The sequence below is a fragment of the Streptomyces sp. CO7 genome (genome assembly GCF_053474865.1).
The window spans coordinates 856277-862281 of sequence record NZ_JBRIOU010000004.1; the positions used below are offsets into that span (position 1 = coordinate 856277).

A 6005-nucleotide genomic window follows, 5' to 3' on the forward strand; every position below is an offset into this window, starting at 1 on the left:
GGCCGACCGGGGGGTGGATCAGCGGGCGGGCCAGCCGCCGGACCGGGGGCGAGCCGAGCACCGCCGACAGCGCGACCGCGCACAGCACCAGCCCGGCCGCCTCCACCGGCCGGTCCACCCTCTCGATCCACCCCTTCTCGCGGAACGGGAGGATCACCAGCGGATGCAGCAGGTAGATCGTGAACCCGCCCGCCCCCAGCGTGGAGACGAACGGCAGGCGCCGCCTCGGCATCACCCGCAGCAGGCACAGCACCAGCACGGCGGCGCAGACGAGCACCGTCAGCCGGATCAGCCAGGCCCACTCCAGGCCCGTCGGGTCGGCCGGCGAGTAGGGGTGCCGCATGGACAGCCACCGGCCCTCGACGTCCCGGTGCCACAGCACGCCGGCGAGGACGGAGGCCAGGACGCCGGCGACCGCCACCGGCAGGGTCCACCGGCGCTCGAACCAGGAGCGCAGGCCGCCCTGGCCGATCCACCAGCCGAGGTGGAAGAGCGGCAGGTAGACCAGGGTCCGGGAGGCCGAGAACTGCATGCCGAAGTCGGGCAGGTAACCGACCGCGAGCGCCACCGCCGTGGTGGTCGCCAGCGGGAAGCGCAGCTGGAGCACCAGGGGGTGCAGCAGCCGCCAGAAGAACAGCGACATCAGGAACCAGAGGTTCCACGGCAGTTGGGCGACGTGCACCCGGAACTCGGCGCCCAGGGCCCAGCTCTCCAGCGAGAAGAGGAGCCCGAAGAGGAGGCCGGGCAGCGCGACGGACCGGATCAGCGCCCGCAGCGGCCGGGCGCCGAGCGGCCCGGCCTTGCTGAACACCCCGGCCAGCAGGACGAAGGCGGGCACCCGGAACGCCCAGGCGCCGAGCTGGAAGGCGTGCAGCGCCTCCACGCGGCCCAGCAGGCTGCCCGTGGTGTGCAGCACGACGATCAGCGTGGCGGCGAGGAACCGGGTGTTGTCCCACCACGGGTCGCGCGCCGTGGCCGCGCCACGGGGAGCGGCGGTGGCCGGGTCGGGCGTGCCGGGCGCGGACCGGGGTCCGGGGACGGTGACGGGGATCATCGGGTCGCGGGCTCCTGGGCGGACCGGGGCGGGTCGTGCGGGCCCGGGCAGACTAGGAGGGGAACCCGACGGGGGCCCGTCCCCGGGATGAACACCAGGTGGCCCGCCGCCGCGACGTGCGTTTCAGAGGATGACGTGCGGCAGGAACCGCGCGTACGTGTCCGTGACGGGCCCCGCGCTCTCACGGATGCCGAGGCCCGCGGCCTCGCCCTCGACGACCCAGGCGCCCAGCACCACCCGGTTCCCGTCGAACGACGGCAGCGGCGCCAGCTCCTGGTAGCAGCAGGGCTCCTGCGGCTCCGGTGCGGCGCTCCCGGGCTCGTGCAGGGTGACGCCGGCCCCCTCGCGCCCGAGCAGCGGCTTGGCCACGTAGCCGGTGGTGCCGGCCATCCCGCGCGGGCCGTCCACGTAGGCCGGGAGCAGGTTGGGGTGACCCGGGTACAGCTCCCAGAGCACCGCGAGCAGCGCCTTGTTGCTGAGCAGCATCTTCCACATCGGCTCGATCCACAGCGTGGAGCCGGTCCCGCCGCCGAGGTCCAGGGTGTTCATCACGTGCGGGCCGAACCGGTCGGTGGTCAGCCACTCCCAGGGGTAGAGCTTGAAGCAGCTGCGGATGAACCGGAGCTTCTTGTCCACGAAGCGGCGGCTGATGCGGTCCCAGCCGATGTCCTCCATGGAGATCCACTCGGTGGGCAGCCCGGCCTGCTCGGCGGTCTCCATCAGGTAGGCGACCGTCATCAGGTCCTCGCCCAGCTCGTCCTCGGCGGTGTGGGCGAAGTAGAGCGGGGAGCCGGGCGGCAGCAGGGGAGCCTGGCGGCGCCAGGCCTCCACCAGCCTCTCGTGCAGGGAGTTCCACTGGTCGGCGCCGGGGAAGCGCTCCTCCATCCAGAACCACTGCGGGCCGGCGGCCTCCACCAGCGAGGTGGGGGTGTCGGCGTTGTACTCCAGCATCTTGGCCGGGCCCGAGCCGTCGTACCGCAGGTCGAACCGGCCGTAGACGGAGGGGACCTCCTCGCGGCGGCGCCAGGACTCCGCGATCGCGGCGGCCACCCGCCGGTCGGTGACGCCGAGGTCGGCGAAACGGTTCTCCCGGACGATGAAGGCGGCCGCCTCCAGGCACATCGCGTGCAGTTCCTCGACGACCTCCTCGAGCGCCTCGACCTCGGGGAGGGAGAAGACGTAGTACGCGCTCTCGTCCCAGTAGGGGCGCAGGCTGCCGTCGGGGTGGCGGGTGAGCGGGTAGATCAGCCCCTGGGACTCGACGGTGCGCTGCCAGTCCGGGCGGGGCTCGATGGTGCGGCGTTCCATGTGCGGAGGTCAGCCGCCGCTGCTGCCGTGGCAGCCGAACCCGTTGCGGTCGACGGCCTCGTCGCGGTCGAAGGTGCCGTCCTCGGCCCAGCCGCCCTCGACGTCGGCGTCGTAGTACCAGTCGGCGGACGACGAGTACGACGAGCACGACGAATCGGCCACGACCCGGTAGCCGTTGGCGAGCTCGTAGCTGTTCGTGTCGACGCAGCGGCGGTCCGGCTCGGACCCGCAGGACGTCAGCGTCGCCGCGACGACGCCCATCCCGCCGAGCACGACGGTGCTGGAGCGCAGCCGCCGACGCTGCTTCTCTGCCATGGTGTTTCCCCCCGGATCGGTGCGAGCGGTGACGGACGCCAAGACACCGGGAGAGCGCGTTCGGTTCCCGCGCGGGCGTGCGGCGTCCCGCCACGCCCGGCAGCCTAGGGAATACCTGCTCGTGAGAGCAATGTCGGCCACCTGACAGAAACCCGTCGGATGCCGTAGGGATGCCGTGCACCCGGGACCCGCCCGGGATCCTGCCCCGGGATCACGAGGGCCCCGCGGGCGCCTCCCTCACGAGGAGGGGGCGCGCCGCGGGGCCCGTCGGGCGGTGGTGTCAGGTTCACCGCCCGTCACCTCCCTACCCCTCGGGACAGGGAGCGATGCCTGTTCAGGCCACCCAGGCCTTCCAGACGTCCTTGTTCTCGGCGACCCACTTCTCCGCGGCGTCCTCCGGGCTCATCTTCTTCCCGGCGATCATCGCGGCGACCTCGTTCTGGTCCTCCTCGGTCCACTTCATCCGCTTGAGGAACTCCGCCGCCTTGCCGCCGTCCTTCGCGAAGTCGGCGCTCAGGTACTTCTGCAGCGGGGTCTCGGGATAGCCGCAGTCGACGGCCTTCGGGTCCTTGTCACAGCCCTCGGTCCACTCGGGCAGCTTCACCTCGACCATCTTCACGTCCTCGTTGACCCAGTTCGGGGTCCACCAGTAGGTGAGGAACGGCTTCTTCGCCTTGTAGTCCTGCTGGATCTGGGTGATCTGCGCGGCCTCGGAGCCGGCGTACACCGTCTTGAGGTCCAGCTTCAGGTTCTTCACCAGCGCGTCGTCGTTGGTGGTGTACGACGGCGAGCCCTCCAGCAGCTGGCCCTTGTCGCCGCTCTCCGCGGTCCGGAAGAGGTGGGCGTACGTGTCGAGGTTCTTCCAGTCGGTGATGTCCGGGTGCTCCTTCGCCAGGTACTCCGGGACGAACCAGCCGATCTTCCCGGTGACGCCCAGGTCGCCGGCGGACACCACGCTCTTCTTCTGGTCGACGTACTTCTCGAGCTTGTCGGGGGCGCCGCCCCAGTCCTCGAGGACGGCGTCGATCTTGCCGCTGTCGAGGCCGTCGAAGGCGACGGACTCGTCGATCTGCGTCTTCTCGACGCGGACGTCGTACTCCTCCTCCAGGATGTGCGCGGCGACCGCGGCGTTCGCCTCGGCGCCCACCCAGGACGGGACGGCGATGGTGACCTTGTCCCCGGCGCCACCGGAGGAGGCGGCGGCGCCGGTGTCGGCCGCGCCGCAGGCGCTCAGGGCGGTGGCGGCCAGCGCGGCGGTGGCCGCCACGGCGACGCGGGAGGTGCGGGAGGTGAAGGCAGGGGGCTTCTTCATGGGAGGTCTCTCGTTTCCTTCGGTGCTTCTGCGTGGGGGAGTTCGGGGGCCCGGTGTTCCGTCAGGCCGTGTCGGCGCGGCGCTGGGTGGCGCGGTCGAGGGTGACGCCGAGCAGGACGATGGCGACGCCGGCCGCGAGGCCGGTGCCCAGTTCGCTCTTCTGGAGGCCGAAGACCACGTCGTAGCCGAGCGCGCCGGAGCCGACGAAACCGCCGACGATGACCATCGCGAGGACCAGCACCACGCCCTGGTTGAGGGCGAGCATCAGCGCCGGGCGGGCCAGCGGCAGCTGCACCTGGCGGATCTGCTGCAGCGTGCTCGCGCCCAGCGAGCGGGAGGCCTCGAGGGTGCCCGCGTCGACCTGCCGGATGCCCTGCACGGTGATCCGCACGACGGCGGGCAGCGCGTACAGCACGGCCGCGGCGACGGCGGCGGCCCGCCCCACGTTGAACAGGGCGACCACCGGGATCAGGTAGATGAACTGCGGGAGCGTCTGCAGCACGTCGAGCACCGGCCGCAGCGTGCGGTCCACCCAGTCGGCCCGGGCGGCCAGGACGCCGATCGCGAAGCCCAGCACCAGGGTGAGGACCACGCCGGCGAGGGCCTGGGAGAGCGTGTCGAGGGACTTGTCCCACACGCCGATGACGCCGATCAGGGCGAGCGAGGCGGCGGCGGTGCACATCGCCTTCCAGCCGCCGGCCAGCAGGCCCAGGACGGCGGCGAGCAGCACCAGCGACCACCACGGCATGGCCTGCAGGCCGTCCCGCAGCGGGGAGAGCACGCCGGTGGTGAAGCCGTCGGCCCACACCCGGGTGCCGCCGACGACCGGGACGCCGGTGGCGAGGTGGGCGGTGAACCACTGCACCGCCTCGTTGACCGGGCGGGCGATCTCCACCACCCAGGGCTCCGGCCACTCCTCGACGAGGAACTTCCGGCCCAGCGGCACGATCACGGCGAAGGCCGTGGCCACCAGGGCCCAGGCGCGCCAGCCGTGCAGCAGGCGGCGCACGCCGGCCGCCTCGTGGTCGGCGCCCTCCGCGACCCGCTGCCCGGCGACCGCGGTGGTGCGGTCCAGCCAGACGGCGAGCAGCACGATCGGGATGCCGGCCGCCAGGGCGTTGCCGACGTCCACGGTGGACAGCGCGCTGAAGACCTCCTCGCCGAGGCCGCCGGCCCCGACGACCGAGGCGATGGTGACCATGGACAGCGCCATCATGATCGTCTGGTTGAGGCCGAGCAGGATCTCCTTGCGGGCCAGCGGCAGCCGGGCGGTCACCAGCCGCTGCACCGGGCCCGCGCCCAGCGAACGCACGGCCTCCAGCACGCCCTGGTCCGCGCCGCGCAGACCGAGCGAGGTGAGGCGGGCCATCGGCGGGACGGCGTAGATGACGGTGGCGATCAGCGCGGCGGGCACGCCGATCTGGAAGAGCAGCACCAGCGGCAGCAGGTAGGCGAACGCCGGCATGATCTGCATGGTGTCCAGCACCGGCCGCAGGACGCGGTCGAAGCGGTCGGAGAGTCCGGCGGCCAGGCCCAGGACGAGGCCGGCCACGACGGAGACGCTCACCGCGACCGCCATGAGCGCCAGCGTCTCCATGGTGGCTTCCCACATGTCGAGGACGCCGCAGACGGCGAAGGCGGCGAGCGCCACGCCCGCGGTGCGCAGTCCGCGCAGACCGGCCCCGCCGATCCGCCAGGCCAGCAGGACGGCGGCGGTGATGACGCCCAGCCAGCCGAGCTGGAGGAGGAAGCCGGTGACGGCGTCGACCGAGATCTCCGCCCAGTTGCTCAGGTGGAGCAGGAAGTAGAGGAAGACCGGGTTGGTCTCGCGGTGGTCGACCACCCAGTTGTAGGCGTCGTCCAGCGGCGTCTTCACGTCGACGGCCAGCTGCTGCGGCCAGCCGCCGCTGCCCCAGAGGGCGGCGGCCACGGGGACGAGCACGAGGGCGGCGGCCAGCAGCGGGAGCAGGCGGCGCAGGGCGGGCCGTGCGGTGAGCGCGGCGCGCAGCCGGCCCG

5 protein-coding genes are annotated in these 6005 nt (G+C 72.6%); all 5 read right to left on the reverse strand.

The window, feature by feature from the left end; all coding sequences use genetic code 11:
• Nucleotides 1-1054 (reverse strand): acyltransferase family protein (locus ACOV8S_RS16710; RefSeq protein ID WP_448318593.1); only part of this gene is annotated, 1054 nt, incomplete at its 3' end.
• Nucleotides 1055-1177: 123 nt separating this feature from the next.
• A complete protein-coding gene (locus ACOV8S_RS16715) occupies nt 1178-2362 on the reverse strand; it encodes a glutathionylspermidine synthase family protein (RefSeq protein WP_448318594.1) in 1185 nt (394 codons plus the stop codon).
• A 9-nt stretch (nt 2363-2371) separates the two neighbouring features.
• On the reverse strand, nt 2372-2677 hold the full coding sequence (locus ACOV8S_RS16720) for a hypothetical protein (protein ID WP_448318595.1): 306 nt from the start codon (nt 2675-2677) through the stop codon (nt 2372-2374).
• Nucleotides 2678-3011: 334 nt separating this feature from the next.
• Nucleotides 3012-3989, reverse strand: coding sequence for an ABC transporter substrate-binding protein (locus ACOV8S_RS16725; RefSeq protein ID WP_448318596.1), 978 nt, complete (start codon nt 3987-3989; stop codon nt 3012-3014).
• 61 nt (nt 3990-4050) lie between these two features.
• Nucleotides 4051-5997 (reverse strand): ABC transporter permease, encoded by a 1947-nt coding sequence (locus tag ACOV8S_RS16730; RefSeq protein WP_448318892.1) that lies wholly within the window; start codon nt 5995-5997, stop codon nt 4051-4053.
• Between the last annotated feature and the right edge of the window lie 8 nt (nt 5998-6005).

Bases quoted from the DNA above. Each gene is read 5' to 3' on its own strand.
- ACOV8S_RS16720 (WP_448318595.1), bottom strand. From the start codon at position 2,677: ATGGCAGAGAAGCAGCGTCGGCGGCTGCGCTCCAGCACCGTCGTGCTC.
- ACOV8S_RS16715 (WP_448318594.1), bottom strand. From the start codon at position 2,362: ATGGAACGCCGCACCATCGAGCCCCGCCCGGACTGGCAGCGCACCGTC.
- ACOV8S_RS16725 (WP_448318596.1), bottom strand. From the start codon at position 3,989: ATGAAGAAGCCCCCTGCCTTCACCTCCCGCACCTCCCGCGTCGCCGTG.